Below are 14,263 nucleotides of genomic sequence, written 5' to 3' on the forward strand. Positions count from 1 at the left end.
CATGCTTGCCACGACCGAACTGGCGCTGCTCCGCCGACTCGCGCACGAGCAGTCCGTGTGCCGCGCCCCGTCCCTCGTCGCCGCCGTCGTCCGCGACGGCGAAATCGCCTGGTCCGGGGCGCGTGGCCGCGTCGACGGCGAAACACCGGGCGACGACACGCAATACCGGCTCGGGTCGATCACCAAGACCCTCGTCGCGACGGCCGTCATGCGCCTGCGCGACGAAGGCAAGCTCGACCTCAACGACCCGCTGGAGCAGCACCTGCCGGGTACGTCGTTCGGCGCGGCGACCATCGCGCAGCTGCTCTCGCACACCTCCGGGCTGACCGCGGAATCGCCCGGTTCCTGGTGGGAGCGCACGGTGGGCGCGGACTGGGACGCGCTCGTCGAGAGCCTGAAGGAAGGCGCGACGCGGCACCGGCCGGGCAGCCGGTTCCACTACAGCAACGTCGGCTACGGCGTCCTCGGCGAACTGGTCTCCCGCTACCGCGGGCAGTCCTGGCTGGACGTCGTCCGCGCCGAGATCCTCGGCCCGCTCGGGATGACCCGGACCTCGCCGCATCCGGAAGGCGCGCACGCGAACGGTTTCGCCGTGCACCCCTTCGCCGACGTCCTCATGCCGGAGCCTTCGCCGGACGCGGGCGCGATGGCGCCGGCCGGCCAGTTGTGGTCGACGGTCACCGACCTCGCCCGCTGGACGGCGTTCCTCGGCGGCCACACCGGTGGCGTGCTGAGCGAGCAGACCGTCGCCGAGATGCGCGAGATGGTCACCGTGGACGACGGGGACACCTGGACGACCGGCTTCGGGCTCGGCGTCATGCTGGTCCGCACGCAGGGCAGGCGCCTGGCCGGGCACACCGGGTCGATGCCGGGCTTCCTCGCCTGCTCGCTCGTCGACGCGAACGCCGGTATCGGCGCGCTCGTCCTGACCAACTCGACGGCGGGCGTCGGCATCACGCAGCTGTGCCTCGATCTGATCACCCTGACCGAGGAACACGAGCCGTCGCTGCCCCCGGAGTGGCAACCGTCCACTGTGGACCCGAAGCTGCTGGAACTGACCGGCCTCTGGCACTGGGGGCCGACGCCGTACCACCTGCGCCTGCTCCCGGACGGCCTGTTCTCCCTCGCGCCCGCCGACGGCCCGGGCCGCGCCTCACGGTTCACACCGCTCGGCGACGACACCTGGGTCGGCCTCGACGGCTACTACTCGGGCGAGACGATCCGGATCGGGCGCGACGCGGCCGGGAAGCCGGACCACCTCGACCTCGCGACGTTCATCTTCACGCGTACGCCGTACGACCCGGCCGCGCCGGTTCCCGGCGGCGTCGACCCCGACGGCTGGCGCTGACGCACGAACCGTCGGGCCACCTCACTCCGCCGGGGTGTGCCCGACGGCGTCGGAAACGCCCGCGATGAACTTGCGGGCGATGCGCTTGCCCTCGCCCCAGTCGACGAAGCCGAACTTCAGGCTCGTCTGGATCGCCAGCCCCGCGCCGTCCGGCGTCCGCTCCACCTTCACGGTGACCGTCTGCCCGTAGCTGAAGAGGCCGAGCTTGGTCGAGAAGGTGACGTAGCCGGCGGCCGCGTCGTAGAAGGGGTTCTGCCCCTTGACCGCGGTGACCCCGTTCGGGAGGGCTTGCCACAGGGCCTCGGGGGGCCGGGGGAATCGCTCGTGCACTGTCGCCATGACGCGAGAAGCTACCCGTCGGTCGGCGCGAGCGGGAGGCAGATCGGCGATCCCACATGCCGGACACACGGCACCGATTGTCAGCAGGCCCATCCCGACCTGAGAGACTGGGCGCATGACCGACGCACCTGAGTTGACCCTCCCCGCGGACCTCAAGCCGGCCGACGGCCGCTTCGGTTGCGGACCGTCCAAGGTCCGCGACGAGCAGCTCTCCAACCTGGCGAAATCCGGTGCCACCTACCTCGGCACCTCGCACCGTCAGAAGCCGGTGAAGTCGCTCGTCGGCCGGGTGCGTGCGGGTCTGTCCGAATTGTTCTCGCTGCCCGAAGGCTACGAAGTCGTCCTCGGCAACGGCGGGACGACCGCATTCTGGGACGCCGCGGCCTTCGGTCTCGTGCGCGAACGTGCGCAGCACTTCACCTACGGCGAGTTCTCCTCGAAGTTCGCCACGGTGACCAAGGGCGCCCCGTTCCTCGCCGACCCGATCGTCGTCAAGGCCGAACCGGGCAGCGCGCCCGAGATCGCCTACGAAGCCGGTGCCGACCTGGTCGGCTGGGCGCACAACGAGACCTCGACCGGTGTCGCGGTGCCGGTCCGCCGCCCCGAAGGCAGTGAAGGCGCACTCGTCGCCATCGACGCCACCTCCGGCGCGGGCGGCCTGCCGGTCAAGGCCGAAGACTTCGACGTCTACTACTTCGCGCCCCAGAAGTCCTTCGCCTCCGACGGTGGCCTCTGGATCGCACTGGCCTCGCCCGCCGCGGTCGAGCGCATCGGCGAGATCGGCGCGAGCGACCGCTGGATCCCCGAGTTCCTGTCGCTGACCACCGCGCTGGACAACTCCCGCAAGGACCAGACGTACAACACCCCGTCGGTGTCGACGCTGTTCCTGCTGGCCGACCAGATCGAGTGGATGAACGCAGGCGGTGGTCTCGAGTGGACCACCTCGCGCACCCGCGACTCCTCGACCCGCCTGTACGAATGGGCCGAGAAGACCAGCTACACGACGCCGTTCGTCACCGACCCGTCGCTGCGCTCGCAGGTCGTCGGCACCATCGACTTCACCGACGAGGTGGACGCCGCCGCGGTGGCGAAGGTGCTGCGCGCCAACGGGATCGTCGACACCGAGCCGTACCGGAAGCTGGGCCGCAACCAGCTGCGCGTCGGCCTGTTCCCGGCCATCGACCCGGACGACATCACGCGGCTGACCCAGAGCATCGAGTACGTCGTCGAGCGCCTGGGCTGAGCTAGCCTTCCGCTCCGGCGTGCCATGAACGGCCCGTTACTTGCAAATTTTGCAAGTAACGGGCCGTTCATGGCATTCAGGACCCCGGTACTCCAGGCGCCCGAATCGGCAGGCTCTCGTGATCATGAGAATCCTCAGCCGCGTGGTGCGAGCGTTGTCGTGGCCACAGTCACCGCGACGCTCGTCAACAGCCCACCCGCGCCCGCGCCTCGAACCCGGGCGCGTACAGGCAGACCTGAAGCACTCGAAGGATCCGTTGGCACAGCTGAGCCGAGAGAAGGGGCCTTCACGCGACGTCAGCCAGGGCTTGTCGAGAAGTGACAGTCCGGTTGAGACGGCTCGGAACCGCAGCGCCGAGCACCAGTAATAAGAGGCCGTACAGCACAAAGGATTCGGTCGCCAGCCACCAGCCGAAGCTCCCGGCCGGCCGCGGCGCCAGCCACATCGGCGCCATCACGAACAGCACCGCCGTCACGACGGCGAGCGCGTACGCGACGACCGATCGTGCCCACACGCCCACGTAAGCCAGCAACACCAGGAGTGGCACGCACCAGATCCAGTGGTGTGTCCAGGTCACCGGCGAGACCAGCAGTCCTCCGACGGCGCAAGCGGTCAACGCGAGTACCGGTTCGGCGACCCGCACGATCACGAACGCGGTCAGCGCGACGATCACCGCGGCGGCCAGCATCCAGACGACGTCTTCCGCCGAGCCGAGCCCGAACCGCGCGAGCATTCCGCGCAGCGACTGGTTGCCGACATAGCCCCGATCGCCGATGCGGCTGGTGTCGAAGAGGATGTTCGTCCAGAACTTCGCCGACGCGCTGGGAGCGACCAGCCACATCAGCGCGCCCGCGCCGACGAATCCGGCGACGACCCGTGCCGACGAGCGGAAGTCCTTGCGGAACAAGAAGAAGAGGATGAACACGGCCGGGGTCAGTTTGATCGCCGCCGCCACGCCGATGAGCAGTCCCTTGGTGCGCGCGCGGCCCGGCAGCAGGGCGTCGAGCACGACCATCAGCATCAGCAGGGTGTTGACCTGGCCGAAGCCGAGTGTCGAGCGGACCGGTTCCATGATCCCGCCCGCGAGCTGCGCCCCGATCGCCACCAGGACGGCGATCGCCCGGCCCCGGACGGCGGTGCGGTCGGTGAGCGAACCGTTGAGCGTCGCGACGAAGAGATAGACGACGATCCCGCCCGCGATGATCGTCGCGATCCCGACGAGCCTGGTCGCCAGGGCGGCGGACAGAAGGGTGCCGGGCAGGAACACCGCCGCCGCGAACGGTGTGTAGGTGAAAGGCAGCGAACCCCCGTGCGTCTGCACCCAGGTGCTGTACGGGTCGCCCGAGTCGACGAGCAGCCGCGCGCCGCCGATGTAGACCTCGAGGTCCTGGCCGTCGAACACCTTCAGGGTGAACAGCACCGCGACCACGACGACTTCGAGCGCGAGGAGCGCCCCCACGAGTTTCCGCCCCGACAATCCCACCAGCACCTGGCGAGATTACCCACCGCTACCCCGCAAGTAGTCCTCTGGTTGCGGTAGTTGGCACTACGAACTACCGCAACCAGAGGACGAATCGCGTACTTAGGCGAGGGCCTGGGTCGGCGGGAGCCGGGCGGCACGCATCGCCGGGTACGCCCCCGCGACGGCACCGACCAGGGCGGCGACCCCGACGCCGCCGAGCAGGGCGCCGACGGGGAGTACCGCCGGCCAGCCTTGGCTCAGCGCGTACGCCGACGTCACCAGTACGCCCACCAGGACCCCGGCGACCCCGCCGAGCCCGGACAACAGCACCGACTCGGCCAAGAACTGACCTCTCACCTGCCGTTTCGTCGCGCCGAGCGCACGGCGGAGGCCGATCTCCCGACGCCGTTCCAGCACCGAGATCACCATCGTGTTGGCCACGCCGACCCCGCCGACCAGCAGCGCCACGCCACCGAGCCCGAGGAACAGCGCGCTGTAGGTGTCCTCCGTCAGCTTCTGCGCCTCCAGCGCCTCCGACGGGCGAAGCACCTCGACCTCGTTGGGCGCCTCGGGGTTCATCGTCTGCGCGAGCACCGAGCGGACGTTCTCCACCTGGGCTTCGTTCGCCCGCACGTACACCGTGGTCGGGTGCCCCGCGAAGCCGAGGAGACGCTTCGCGACGTCCCAGCCGACCAGCACCGACCGCTCGATCTCGGGCGCGAGCGGCGTCGGCCCGAGGATCCCGCCGACGGTGAACCAGTGGCCGCCGATGAACACCTGCGGCGGCCGCGCCGGGTCGAGGTGGTCGATCCCGAGCCGCGCGGCGGCGACCGAGCCGAGTACCACCACCGGGTAGTCCCGCGTGGCGTCGCGAAGGAACTGCCCGCCGCGGATCTTGCCGCCGATGACGTCGAGAAGGTCCGGCGTCGCGGCGTAGACCCCGAGCCCGGACGTCTCCCCTTTTTCGATCTTGTCCGAGCGGCGCACGGTCGCGCTGGTGCTCCCGGTCGCGGAGGCCGCCGTGACCGGGGAGATTCGCTTCGCCATCGGCACTGCGCTGTCCGGCAGGGTGGCGTCGCCGCCGAACATCGTCTTGCCCGGCCCCGCGGTGAGCAGGTTGGTGCCGAGCGCGGCGAGCTGGTCGTGCAGTGCCTTCGCGCCCGACGCCGGGATCGCGAGCACCGCCACCATCGCGGCGATCCCGATCCCGATGCCGAGCGCGGACAGCACCGCGCGCATCGGCCGTGTCCGCATCCCGTGCGCGCCGAGGGTCAGCACGTCACGGGCACCGAGCCTGCCGGGGGTCGGCGTCGGCACCTTGTCCAGGACGGGCGCGCTCACACCAGCACCCCCGTCCCGGTGTCGAGCCGGATCCGGCCGTCGCGCAGCTCGATCCGCCGCGGGATGCCCGCCGCGATCTCCCGGTCGTGCGTGATGATCACGACCGTCGTCCCCTGCGAGCTCAACGTGGCCAGCAGGTTCAGGATCGCCGCCCCGTTGCCGGTGTCGAGGTTCCCGGTCGGCTCGTCGGCCAGCAGGATCGACGGCGAGTTGACGACCGCCCGCGCGATCGCCACCCGCTGCCGCTCCCCGCCCGAAAGCTCGTTCGGGAAATGCGATGCCCGATGAGCGAGCCCGACCCGGTCGAGCGCCGCGAGCGCGCGCTCGTGCCGTTTCCGCCGGGGCACGCCCGCGTACAGCAGTCCAGTGGCGACGTTGTCCACCGCGCTCACGCCTTCACTGAGGAAGAACTGCTGGAACACGAAGCCGATCCACCGCGACCGCAACGCCGAAAGCCTGCGGTCCGGCAGTTTCGCCACATCGTGCCCGCGCAGTTCGATGACGCCGTTGGTCGGCCGGTCGAGCGTGCCCATCAGCTGCAGCAGCGTGGACTTGCCCGAACCGGACGGCCCGAGAATCGCGACCATCTCTCTGTCCTCAATGGACAAGGTCACCTCGTGCAGCGCCCGCACCCCACCGGGATAGGTGCGCGACGCGTTGCGCACGGCCAGGACCGGGGTCATGACGTCGTCACCACCCGCATCCCCTCGGCCAGCCCGGTCCCGGTGATCTCGACGAGCCCGCCGCTGAACAGGCCGGTCTTCACCGCGATGAGCCGCCGCTTGCCGCCCTCGTCGACCTCCACCGCGTACCCGCCCTCGGCGAGCGCGAGCAGTGCGCCGACGGGGACCGCCAACACTCCACTGTGGACTTCCTTGGTGAACCGCACGGACACCGGCGCCGAATCGAGCGACCCCGCCGCGGCCGGGTCGTCCAGCTTGATCTTCACCTTGATCTTCGGTTTGCCGTCGTCCTGCCCGGCGGCGTCCTTGCCGTTCTCCGCGACCTTGCCGACCTCGGTGATCACGCCGGTCGTGGTCTTGCCGCCGGTGACGTCGATCCCGACCTTGTCCCCCGCCTTGGCGATGGCCTGCTTGGCGGCGTCGAGCTTGACCTCGACGAGTCGCTCGGTGCCGGTGTACTTCAACAGTTCACCGCCGCCCGGACCGCCGAGCTGCGCGGCGACCTGCGAAACCCGGATCTCACCGGGTGCGAGGACGGCGTCGCCCTGGCCGAAGGTGCCGGTCTGCTCGACGCCCAGCGACTTCTGCCACTTCTTGATCGCGTTCGCGGTGGCGGAAGCGAACTTCTTGTCCGGCGTGCCGAAGCCGCCGAAGCCGAGCGCCTTCAGGTTCTCTTCCAGCTGCTTGACGTCCGGGCCGTCCGTGGCCCCGTCCGCGAGGTCACGGAAGAACGGCAGCGTGCCGTAGAACAACGGCACCGGTTTGGCGTCGACGCCGTAGACCGTCTTGCCGCGGGTGAGCACCGCGCCCGCGTCCGGCAGCGACGTGATGGTGCCCTGTTTCCGGCCGGCGAGGGAGCTTTCCGTGCCGTAGCCCAGAGTCCCGCTCCCTTCTTCCTCTTCCCGCAGGTCGGTTTTCTCGACCTTCGCGGTCTCCACCTGGGGCGGCGGCGCCGCGACCTGGCCCGCCTCCGAGGTGACCCTGGTCAGCACGACCGCGGAGATCGTCCCGGCCACGACCACGAACACGGCCGCGATGACGAACCAGCGTGCCCGGCGCGAACGCCGGACACCACCGGGTCCTTCGTGTTCACTCATTTCGCCGGGGCCGCCCTCATGCTCATGCCCATACCGCAGGCCTTAGCCGCTTCTTCGAACTTCTTGGGATCCCCGCCCGCGTCCAGCGAGATGGCGCCGCCCTTGCCGTCCGCCGAGGGATCCGGCATGTCGATGCCGTGCTCGCGCATGCACTTCGCGTCCTTGCGCATCTTGTCGAGCTCTTCCGGCGACGGCGGCTTCATCTCGCCGCCGTTGGGCAGCAGCTTCCGGCACGCCTCGCTCGCGTCGTTCATCTTCTTCTCGTCGATCTGCCCGGGCCCGCCGCCGATGGAGATGGTGCTCTGCCCGTCGCCGTTCGTCTGGGGGTCCGGCATGTCGATGCCGTGTTCCCGCATACATTTGGCGTAGTTGCGCATCTTGTCGTCGTCGGACACGTTGTCGGCCTGCTTCTCGTCGCCGGCGGCGCCGGGACTCGGCGGTGACGAGATCGAGGCGACCTTGTCGCCGTCCTCTCCGCCTCCACCGCATCCGGTCACCAGCGCCAAAGCCGCGCCGACTCCGCAGACCACGAGGGCGAACCTCGGTCGTTTCCGCATCGCTGCTCCTTCTCCGTCGTCTTCGTGAGGCGGGTCCGGTCCCCCGAACGACCGGACCCGCCTGGGCCGAAGTTCTACGGAGCGGGCGATTCCGGCGCGGTAAGCGAAGACGCTTATGTCGCGCTTATCGTCCCGATCAGCGGGACAGAGATCGGATCTATCAGCCCTCAATCAGCCGTCTTTCTGGGTGAACTAGCGACCAAGTGCGACTTCTAGGGGTTCACATCCGACGTCTGACTTCCTAGAGTTCCGACGTCCACACCTCATCGAGGAGGAGTGCATGACCCGTCGCACGCCGCTCCGGGCCTTGACGGCCCTCGTCATCGCGACCACCGCGCTGGGCGTCCTGCCCGCCGCCGCGGAGGCCGCGCCACGTCCTTCCGGACCAGGGACCGATTTCGCCTACGACGACCCGTTCACCGCCGACCGGACGCGCTGGTGGCGCGACGACCGGTTCGGCCAGTTCATCCACTTCGGCGCGTACTCCCAGTTGCAGGGGAAGTACCGGCGTCCCGACGGGAGCGTCTGCCAGGACGCCGAGTGGATCCAGCGGAACTGCCAGATCCCGCGCGAGGAGTACGAAAACCTGGCCGCGAAGTTCAATCCGTCCGGTTTCGACGCGAACGCCATCGCGCAGAGCGCGAAGGACGCGGGCCAGAAGTACGTGGTGATCACGTCGAAGCACCACGAGGGTTATGCGATGTGGCCGACGAAGGTCAACAAGTACAACCTTCGCGACCATTCCGCGTTCGACAAGAACCGCGACATCCTCGCCGAACTGAAGCGCGCGACGGCCGCGCGCGACGTCAAACTCGGCTTCTACTACTCGATCTGGGACTGGCACGACCCGGACTTCCCCGATCCGGCGACGTTCCCGAAGTACAAGGAGCGAATGTACGCCCAGCTCAAGGAACTCGTCGACAACTACCACCCGGCGGTGCTGTGGTTCGACGGCGAATGGAGCACCGACCGGCCGAACAATCCCTGGTCCGAAAAGGACGGTGAAGAACTCGAGGCGTACGTGCGAAGTCTCGATCCGTCCATTGTGGTCAACAACCGGGTCGGCAAACGGCGCGTGGTCGACGGCGACACCGGGACACCCGAACAGGAGATCCCGGACAAGCCCGTCGACGGGCAACTGTGGGAATCGTGCATGACCCTCAACGGCAGCTGGGGTTACACGGAATGGGACCAGAACTGGAAATCCTCGACGGACCTGACCAGGAAACTGCTCTCGATCGCCGGCCGTAGCGGTAACTTCCTGCTCAACGTCGGGCCGGATCGCACCGGCCGGGTCCCGCAGGAATCCGTCGACCGGTTGAAGCAGATGGGCCAGTGGCTGCGGACGAACAAACAGTCGTCCGCCGTCTACGGCGCGGGAGCGCCGGGCCTCGTCGCGGAACCGGCTTGGGGCGTCGTCAGCCGTCGCGGCGACAAGCTGTACGCGTCGGTGTTCGACTGGCCGGCGTCCGGCGGTTCGCTGACGCTCGACACGCTGGCGCCGTTCCGGGTTCGCAACGCGCGGGTGCTCGGCAGCGGGCAACGCGTGAAGGTGGAGCAGACCTCCGGAAGCGTGAAACTCACGCCGTTGGGCGGCCGGACGAACGACGTCGCGACCGTCGTCGAACTGAGCGTCGATCCGCTGCCGCAGGCTCCCGCCGGGCGCGGGACGGGGCTGACAGCGGAGTACTGGCCGAACTCGGACTTCACCGGACCACCGTCGGTTCGCCGGGTCGAGCCGGGCGTGAACCACAACTGGAAGTTCACCGGGTCACCCGACGCGAAGATCCCGGCGGAGTCCTTCTCGTCGCGGTGGACCGGCAAGGTGACCGCGCGCGACACCGGCAAGTACACGTTCACGACCGTCTCCGACGACACCGTGCGGCTCTGGGTCGACGGAAAACTCCTGATCGACAACACCACCCCACACGGGCCCAGTATCGACAAAGCGACAATCGACCTGGTCGCCGGAAAGTCGTACGCGATCCGGCTCGAACAAACCGAACGAGGAGGTGAGTCGTCGATAAAACTGCTGTGGTCCAGCCCGAACACACCCCAGCAGGTGATTCCGGCACGCCAGTTGCACCCGGTCGGCTGATCCACGCTTATCCCGTGCTTACCCCTGCCCGGGGCAGACTGGCCTGGTGAGAGTGCTGGTAGTGGAAGACGAGCGGCTTCTGGCGGACACGATCGCCGAGGGCCTGCGACGGTTCTCCATGGCCGTCGACGTCTGCTACGACGGCGGACAGGCCCTGGACCGGGTGGGGGTGCACGGCTACGACGTCGTCGTGCTCGACCGGGATCTGCCGGTCGTGCACGGCGACCAGGTGTGCGCCGCGGTGCTCGCGGCGGGCGGCGAGGCGCGGGTGCTCATGCTGACCGCCGCCGCCGACATCAACGACCGGGTCGCCGGGCTGGGCCTGGGCGCCGACGACTACCTGACGAAGCCGTTCGCGTTCGCCGAACTCGTCGCGCGGGTGCAGGCGTTGTCGCGGCGCGCACGGCCCGCGCTGCCGCCGGTGCTGCAACGCGGCGGCGTCGTCCTCGACCTGCCCCGGCACCAGGCCGCCCGCGATGGCCGGTTCCTTCCCTTGTCCCCCAAGGAGTTCGCCGTGCTGGAAGTGCTCATGCGCGCCGAAGGTACCGTGGTCAGCGCGGAGGAACTGCTGGAAAAGGCGTGGGACGAGCACGCGGATCCGTTCACCAACGCGGTCCGGGTGGCCGTGATGACGCTTCGCCGCAAACTGGGGACGCCGCCGCTGATCGAGACCGTGCCCGGCGCGGGTTACCGGTTCGGGTCATGAAACCGCTCCGGCTCTCCGTCCGCACCAAGCTGACCGCGCTCTACGGCGGCACTTTCCTGGTCGTGGGCCTCGCCCTGCTGGTCGTCAACTACCTGCTGGTGAGCTCTACGCTGCCGGACACGGTTTCGTTCGCGGCGGACAGCACCGGCGGGGTGGCGCTCGAGCGGGCCCAGACGTACCCGATGGACACCGAGATGATCATGCCCGCCCAGCGCGCCGAGGCCACGCGCCTGGTCGCGACCTCCATCGACGAATACCGCTCGGGCGTACTGTCCACGCTGCTGTGGCAATCACTGGTGGCGCTGGCGATCGCCGGCGCGCTCGCCGTCCTGTTCGGCTGGCTGATGGCGAGCCGGGCGCTGCGGCCGCTGCACGCGATCACCACCACCGCACGGAAACTCGAGGTCGAGAACCTCAATCGGCGGATCAACCTCGACGGCCCCGACGACGAACTCAAGGAACTCGCGGACACCTTCGACGGCATGCTCGACCGGCTCGCGGTGTCGTTCGACAGCCAGAAACGCTTCGTCGCCAACGCCTCCCACGAACTGCGGACGCCGCTGGCCGTGCAACGCACGCTGGTCGAGGTGGCGATGGCCGATCCCGACGTCAGCCCCGAGGTCAGAAAACTCGGCGAGCACCTGATCTACACCAACGAGCGCAGCGAACGCATGATCGAGGGCCTGCTCGTGCTGGCGCGCAGCGACCGCGGGCTGGCGTCACGCAGCCCCGTCCGGCTGGACGAGGTCACGGCGACGGTGATCCGCTCGGCGTCGACCATGGCGGAGGAGGCCGGGGTGACGGTGGAATCGCGGCTGCGGCCGCGGACGGTGTCGGGCGATCCCGTGCTGCTGGAGCGGCTGGTGACGAACCTCGTGCACAACGCCATCACCTACAACCGCAAGGGCGGCTGGGTCCACGTCGACATCGGCGGCGATCCGGCGCTGGCGGTGCGCAACACCGGCCCGCAGGTGCCGCTGGACGCCGTCCCCACGCTGTTCGAACCGTTCCGGCGGCTTTCGGCCGACCGGACCGGCGACTCGCGCAACGCCGGGCTCGGGCTGTCGATCGTCCGGTCCATCGCCCAGGCGCACGGCGGGACCGCGGGCGCCGAGCCGGGCGGACGGAGCGGCGGACTGGTCGTCCGAGTGCGGCTCGGTTAGGGAGATTCCCCCGATCGTGACTGTCTGTGTCCGGCGCGTCACGCTGCAGCTTCCGGATCGCTCCCCAACAATGCGTTTGCAGCCATGAACAAAATAGTGAGCAGAACAGATGACATCGGCGCGCCTCACACGTCAAGGCGACGCGCCGATCTAACGTTGACACCCACAAAGGTGAAGAATCGGGGAGGCGAGAATGCGAGCGCTACGGGTGATCGGGCTGCACGAGGACGGTAAGTCCATCGTGTGCGAAGACCCGGCGAGCCGCACACGCTTCCTGCTCCCCGCGGATGAGAGGCTGCGAGCGGCGGCGAGGGGTGACATCACTCGCCTCGGCCAGATCGAGATCGAGTTGGAGAGCCAAATGCGGCCACGCGAGATCCAGGCACGAATCCGGGCCGGAGAGTCCGTGGAGCAGGTCGCCAGCGGCGCCGGCGTCACGGTGCAGCGTGTCGAGCGGTTCGCCTACCCGGTCCTGCTCGAACGCTCGCGTACCGCCGAACTCGCCCAGCGCGCACACCCGGTCCGTGAAGACGGCCCCGACGTGCAGACGCTCGGCGAGGTCATGGCTCACTCATTCGGTCTTCGCGGTCACGACTACAGCCAAGCGACCTGGGACTCGTGGAAGGGCGACGACGGCAAGTGGGTCGTCGTGCTCGCCTGGAAGGCCGGTCGTTCGGACAATCGTGCGCACTGGGCGTACGCACCCGGCGCGCACGGGGGCACCGTCCAGGCGCTCGACGAAAACGCCGAGGTCCTGCTCAACCCCAACGCCTACCGTGCCCCGCGCACGGTGCGGGCTTTGGAGCCAGGTAAGGAAGCCGTCATCCAGCCCACCCTGGATTCGGTTCCCGAGGAGCAGGTCGCCAAGGTGATCGACGCCCCGATCGCGGAGCCCGAGGAGGACGTCGAGGCCGAGGCTGCGGCCGTCGTCGTCCCCGAGGAGCACGCGTCGGCGGAACCCGCGCCGAGAACGAAGGGGAAGAAGAACCATCCCATCGTTCCGTCGTGGGAAGACGTCTTACTCGGCGTACGGTCCCAAAGAGGATGACTTCGCACTTAGTGGCCCCTTTCACTGGAGAAGGGGCCATTAAGTGCGTCCGGGGACCTGCGCGATCAGCGACTTCGGCGCCACGAGGCAGTACGCGTCGCTGACGATCCCCGCGATCTCGTCCCAGTCGACGTCGACGTCCAGCCGCACCCCGAGCCACCCCCGATGCCCGACGTACGGCGGCCGGAAGAACCGCTCCGGCTCGGTGCCGACCAGTTCCTCCTGAGCCCCGGACGGCGCCGGGCACCAGAACGCGAGCTTGTCGTCGTGATGGTGGTCGGCGTACATGACGAACGTCTTCTTGCCGCGCACGAACCACGTCGGCTCGCCGTGGCTGAGCCGCTCGGTCGTCTCCGGCAGCGCGAGGCACAGCCGCCTCAAGGCTTCGAGCGGGTCTTCGGCCATGGATCTCAGTATCCTCGCCGGCACCTGTGTTCCGCGTCCAATCACGCGAGTTCTCCGGCTGGACACGCGTGATCTCCATCCAGTCACGCGTGTCCTCCCCAAGATCACGCGACTGAGGTTCCCCCCGGGAACCGGACACGCGTCTAGAAGGCGACGATCAGCACGCCGATCCAGGCGATCACGATTCCCGCACCGGCACCGAACGACGCCCACCGCACGATCGGCACCCGCCGCGCGAGCCACAGCGACGGCGTGATCCCGGCGGTCACCACAGCGGAAGCCAGCAGCGCGAGCCAGCTGTTGGTCTCGCGCGCGAGGGTGTTCGCCAGCGCCAGCATCGCGACGACGATCACCGCCGCGACGAACGCGGAAATGGTCAGGCCGGTGAGCCACGGGGTCGGTTCGCCGGCGGGATCCGGGGTGCCGAAGAGGCGCCGCGCGAGTTCGCTGCGGGGGGCGGCCGACGGCGGGTCGACGACGACACCGTCGCCGGAAACGGGGTCCACGAAGCGGACCGAAGTGCCCATCGCGGCGGCGACCCGCTGGGCCAGCTGCCGGCCTCGCTGGGAAACCACGGAAGCGGCCTCGGCACCGGGATCTCCGGGGCGGGCGGTGGAGCTGATGGCGGACGCCACGCGTGCCCATTCGTGCAACGCCTGCGCGAGGTCCGAACCGATCGCGAGGGAATGCGGGTCCACCTCGCGCGCGCTTCCGCCGCCTGGGCCGGCCAGCACCGCGCGTCCCTCACGGATCCGCAATTCCATGGGTTCTCC

14 protein-coding genes are annotated in these 14,263 nt (G+C 69.1%); 6 read left to right on the forward strand and 8 right to left on the reverse strand.

All coding sequences use genetic code 11. The features are described from left to right. The first annotated feature begins 1 nt into the window (after position 1). Positions 2–1,348, forward strand: a complete 1,347-nt coding sequence (locus tag ACLJRL_RS08755; RefSeq protein ID WP_410655570.1) for a serine hydrolase domain-containing protein — start codon at positions 2–4, stop codon at positions 1,346–1,348. Positions 1,349–1,369: 21 nt separating this feature from the next. On the opposite strand, the gene ACLJRL_RS08760 is transcribed toward ACLJRL_RS08755, so the two are convergent. Beyond that, entirely contained in the window at positions 1,370–1,687 is a 318-nt protein-coding gene (locus ACLJRL_RS08760) for a hypothetical protein (protein ID WP_410655571.1), read from the reverse strand. Between the two features lie 115 nt (positions 1,688–1,802). Between ACLJRL_RS08760 and serC the strand changes: the two genes are divergently transcribed. After that, on the forward strand, positions 1,803–2,930 hold the full coding sequence (gene serC / locus ACLJRL_RS08765) for a phosphoserine transaminase (protein ID WP_410655572.1): 1,128 nt from the start codon (positions 1,803–1,805) through the stop codon (positions 2,928–2,930). A gap of 286 nt (positions 2,931–3,216) precedes the next feature. On the opposite strand, the gene ACLJRL_RS08770 is transcribed toward serC, so the two are convergent. The 5 genes from ACLJRL_RS08770 to ACLJRL_RS08790 all read right to left on the reverse strand — a co-directional run bounded on the left by ACLJRL_RS08770 (position 3,217) and on the right by ACLJRL_RS08790 (position 8,070). Beyond that, positions 3,217–4,419 (reverse strand): glycosyltransferase 87 family protein, encoded by a 1,203-nt coding sequence (locus ACLJRL_RS08770; protein WP_410655573.1) that lies wholly within the window; start codon positions 4,417–4,419, stop codon positions 3,217–3,219. A 93-nt stretch (positions 4,420–4,512) separates the two neighbouring features. Continuing rightward, the gene (locus ACLJRL_RS08775) at positions 4,513–5,733 is read right to left on the reverse strand and encodes an ABC transporter permease (RefSeq protein WP_410655574.1); all 1,221 of its coding nucleotides are present in this window, start codon (positions 5,731–5,733) and stop codon (positions 4,513–4,515) included. After that, entirely contained in the window at positions 5,730–6,416 is a 687-nt protein-coding gene (locus ACLJRL_RS08780; RefSeq protein ID WP_410655575.1) for an ABC transporter ATP-binding protein, read from the reverse strand. Before ACLJRL_RS08780 ends, ACLJRL_RS08775 begins: the two co-directional genes overlap by 4 nt. Then, entirely contained in the window at positions 6,413–7,513 is a 1,101-nt protein-coding gene (locus ACLJRL_RS08785) for a peptidoglycan-binding protein (protein ID WP_410655576.1), read from the reverse strand. The genes ACLJRL_RS08780 and ACLJRL_RS08785 overlap by 4 nt, the downstream gene beginning before the upstream one ends. Beyond that, a complete protein-coding gene (locus ACLJRL_RS08790; RefSeq protein ID WP_410655577.1) occupies positions 7,510–8,070 on the reverse strand; it encodes a hypothetical protein in 561 nt (186 codons plus the stop codon). Before ACLJRL_RS08790 ends, ACLJRL_RS08785 begins: the two co-directional genes overlap by 4 nt. A 280-nt stretch (positions 8,071–8,350) precedes the next feature. On the opposite strand from ACLJRL_RS08790, the gene ACLJRL_RS08795 reads away from it, so the two are divergent. The 4 genes from ACLJRL_RS08795 (at position 8,351) to sepH (ending at position 13,085) form a co-directional block, all read left to right on the forward strand. Continuing rightward, a complete protein-coding gene (locus ACLJRL_RS08795; RefSeq protein WP_410655578.1) occupies positions 8,351–10,168 on the forward strand; it encodes an alpha-L-fucosidase in 1,818 nt (605 codons plus the stop codon). A gap of 46 nt (positions 10,169–10,214) precedes the next feature. Then, positions 10,215–10,874, forward strand: coding sequence for a response regulator transcription factor (locus ACLJRL_RS08800; protein ID WP_410655579.1), 660 nt, complete (start codon positions 10,215–10,217; stop codon positions 10,872–10,874). After that, positions 10,871–12,037: an ATP-binding protein gene (locus tag ACLJRL_RS08805; protein ID WP_410655580.1), complete on the forward strand. Its 1,167-nt coding sequence runs from the start codon at positions 10,871–10,873 to the stop codon at positions 12,035–12,037. Before ACLJRL_RS08800 ends, ACLJRL_RS08805 begins: the two co-directional genes overlap by 4 nt. Positions 12,038–12,230: 193 nt before the next feature. After that, positions 12,231–13,085 carry a septation protein SepH gene (sepH, locus tag ACLJRL_RS08810; protein WP_410655581.1) on the forward strand — a complete coding sequence of 285 codons (855 nt, stop codon included), beginning with the start codon at positions 12,231–12,233 and terminating at the stop codon, positions 13,083–13,085. A 39-nt stretch (positions 13,086–13,124) separates the two neighbouring features. Here the strand turns inward: sepH and ACLJRL_RS08815 are convergent, their stop codons facing one another. Beyond that, on the reverse strand, positions 13,125–13,490 hold the full coding sequence (locus ACLJRL_RS08815) for an MmcQ/YjbR family DNA-binding protein (protein ID WP_410655582.1): 366 nt from the start codon (positions 13,488–13,490) through the stop codon (positions 13,125–13,127). 143 nt (positions 13,491–13,633) lie between these two features. Beyond that, on the reverse strand, positions 13,634–14,254 hold the full coding sequence (locus ACLJRL_RS08820) for a DUF2537 domain-containing protein (RefSeq protein WP_410655583.1): 621 nt from the start codon (positions 14,252–14,254) through the stop codon (positions 13,634–13,636). Positions 14,255–14,263 lie beyond the last annotated feature (9 nt).

The organism is Amycolatopsis sp. lyj-112, assembly GCF_046549055.1.
Classification (GTDB): Bacteria; Actinomycetota; Actinomycetes; order Mycobacteriales; family Pseudonocardiaceae; genus Amycolatopsis.

Bases quoted from the DNA above. Each gene is read 5' to 3' on its own strand.
- ACLJRL_RS08755 (WP_410655570.1), top strand. From the start codon at position 2: ATGCTTGCCACGACCGAACTGGCGCTGCTCCGCCGACTCGCGCACGAG.
- ACLJRL_RS08760 (WP_410655571.1), bottom strand. From the start codon at position 1,687: ATGGCGACAGTGCACGAGCGATTCCCCCGGCCCCCCGAGGCCCTGTGG.
- serC (WP_410655572.1), top strand. From the start codon at position 1,803: ATGACCGACGCACCTGAGTTGACCCTCCCCGCGGACCTCAAGCCGGCC.
- ACLJRL_RS08780 (WP_410655575.1), bottom strand. From the start codon at position 6,416: ATGACCCCGGTCCTGGCCGTGCGCAACGCGTCGCGCACCTATCCCGGT.
- ACLJRL_RS08785 (WP_410655576.1), bottom strand. From the start codon at position 7,513: ATGAGTGAACACGAAGGACCCGGTGGTGTCCGGCGTTCGCGCCGGGCA.
- ACLJRL_RS08790 (WP_410655577.1), bottom strand. From the start codon at position 8,070: ATGCGGAAACGACCGAGGTTCGCCCTCGTGGTCTGCGGAGTCGGCGCG.
- ACLJRL_RS08795 (WP_410655578.1), top strand. From the start codon at position 8,351: ATGACCCGTCGCACGCCGCTCCGGGCCTTGACGGCCCTCGTCATCGCG.
- ACLJRL_RS08805 (WP_410655580.1), top strand. From the start codon at position 10,871: ATGAAACCGCTCCGGCTCTCCGTCCGCACCAAGCTGACCGCGCTCTAC.
- sepH (WP_410655581.1), top strand. From the start codon at position 12,231: ATGCGAGCGCTACGGGTGATCGGGCTGCACGAGGACGGTAAGTCCATC.
- ACLJRL_RS08815 (WP_410655582.1), bottom strand. From the start codon at position 13,490: ATGGCCGAAGACCCGCTCGAAGCCTTGAGGCGGCTGTGCCTCGCGCTG.
- ACLJRL_RS08820 (WP_410655583.1), bottom strand. From the start codon at position 14,254: ATGGAATTGCGGATCCGTGAGGGACGCGCGGTGCTGGCCGGCCCAGGC.